Source organism: Pseudomonas sp. (genome assembly GCF_050739655.1).
Lineage (GTDB): Bacteria > Pseudomonadota > Gammaproteobacteria > Pseudomonadales > Pseudomonadaceae > Aquipseudomonas.
Window position 1 is genome coordinate 1 of record NZ_JBOIBY010000467.1, and the last position, 1,934, is coordinate 1,934.

2 protein-coding genes are annotated in these 1,934 nt (G+C 56.0%); one reads left to right on the forward strand and one right to left on the reverse strand.

Annotated features, from left to right (window positions below; translation table 11 throughout):
• Positions 1 to 35: 35 nt before the first annotated feature.
• A complete protein-coding gene (gene thiI, locus ACRESJ_RS22750; RefSeq protein ID WP_431759934.1) occupies positions 36 to 1,490 on the reverse strand; it encodes a tRNA uracil 4-sulfurtransferase ThiI in 1,455 nt (484 codons plus the stop codon).
• Between the two features lie 328 nt (positions 1,491 to 1,818).
• On the opposite strand from thiI, the gene ACRESJ_RS22755 reads away from it, so the two are divergent.
• On the forward strand, positions 1,819 to 1,934 hold a 116-nt coding region (locus ACRESJ_RS22755), incomplete at its 3' end, for a hypothetical protein (protein WP_431759935.1).

The following is a 1,934-nucleotide window of genomic DNA, read 5'->3' on the forward strand; positions in this document are numbered from 1 at the left end:
GGTGACGCAAGCCACAGGCAAACAGCCCCGGGCACTTAGCTCGGTCGATAAACGCGCACATTGGCATGCCCCTCACTGAGCAAATGGTGGGCATGCAGGCGACTCATCACGCCTTTGTCGCAATACAACAGGTACTGGCGAGTAGGGTCCAGTTCCTTGAAACGAGCGTTCAGAGCATAAAACGGCATCGTTTGTACCTCGATACCAGCGAGTTCCAGCGGGTCATCCTCGGCGGCATCCGGGTGGCGGATGTCGATCACGATCTGACCGGCCAGCGCATCGCTGACTTCTTCAATCTGAATGTCCTGGCCCAATTCATCGATCACCCGATCGATCGGTACCAGCTTGGCGTTCTCGAGCGCACGCTCAAGGATCGCCATATCGAATTCTTTCTCTTCATGCTCGACGCGATAACGCTTCGCTGCGGTCTTCGGATTGACCGAGATGACGCCGCAGTATTCCGGCATGTGCCGGGCGAAATCGGCGGTGCCGATCTCGATGGCCTGGTCGATGATGTCCTGCTTGTGGCTGGCGATGAGCGGACGCAACACCAGCTTTTCGGTCACGCAGTCGATCACGTTCAGGTTCGGCAACGTCTGGCTCGAAACCTGGGAGATCGCCTCACCCGTCACCAGCGCGTCAATGTGCAGTCGATCGGCAATCCGTTCGGAAGCGCGCAACATCATACGCTTCAATACTACGCCCATATGACTGTTATCGACTTTACCGAGAATTTCTCCCAGCACTTCCTCGAACGGCACACTGACAAATAACACGCGTTGCGAGCTGCCGTACTTCTTCCAGATGAAATGCGCGACTTCCATGACGCCCAGTTCGTGGGCACGTCCGCCCAGATTGAAGAAGCAGAAGTGCGCCATCAGGCCCCGGCGCATGATCTGGTAGGCCGCGACGGTGGAGTCAAAGCCGCCGGACATCAGCACCAGCGTCTGTTCCAGTGCACCCAGCGGATAACCGCCGATGCCGTTGTGCTGGCCATGGATCACGAACAACCGCTGGTCGCGAACTTCGATGCGGACTTCGACTTCAGGCTTTTTCAGGTCGATGCCGGCGGCACCGCACTGACGGCGTAACTGGCTGCCGACGTATTTTTCAATATCTATCGAGCTAAATGGGTGCTTGCCGGCGCGTTTGCAACGCACCGAGAAGATTTTCCCGTTCAGTGCATCACCGTAGTGCTGTTTGCACTTTTCGACGATGTCGTCGAAATCGCCCAGTGGGTATTCGTCGATTTGCAGGAAGTGCGCGATGCCTGGCATGCAGCTCAGGCGCTCGCCCATCTCTTTCAGGGCCTTGGGATCGCTGACGCGGGTTTCCAGCTCGAGGTTGTCCCATACGCCGTTCACCACCACAGCCGGGTCCAGATCGCGGAGCACGGCACGGATGTTTTTCGCCAACTGACGGATGAAACGCGTCCGAACCGGGCGGCTCTTGATGGTGATCTCGGGAAAGACTTTTACGATTAGTTTCATGAAAACAGCGCGCGCTGGGTCAGCCGAAAAAGGGGGGCGCGGATTATAGCGGAAATTGCTCAAGGTTTAACCAATTAATGTGCAGAAGGTTTTGCATGCACCAAAACGGGTCAATTCCCAAATTAAGCGCCACATTGTAGGGCGATATTTTCCGCTTTAAGACGCTTTGCACCTCTATAAGCGTGAATTTGGGGCAAAAAACCCATGCTGGGGCACTGGCATGCAATTTGCTCCCTTGTGAGGCAGGTTGCCTTGGCAGAGTATTCGCGCCGGCATCACAAACATTTAAGGGCATCCACTACCAGCCCTAAGCCACCCGGAGGACACTATGTCGAAGTCGGTTCAACTCATCAAAGATCATGACGTCAAGTGGATTGATCTGCGCTTCACGGACACCAAAGGCACTCAGCACCACGTGACCATGCCGGCTCGCGATGCGCTGGA

What these genes read in the sequence shown, in the direction of transcription:
- thiI (WP_431759934.1), bottom strand. Translation starts at nt 1,490, where the DNA reads ATGAAACTAATCGTAAAAGTCTTTCCCGAGATCACCATCAAGAGCCGC.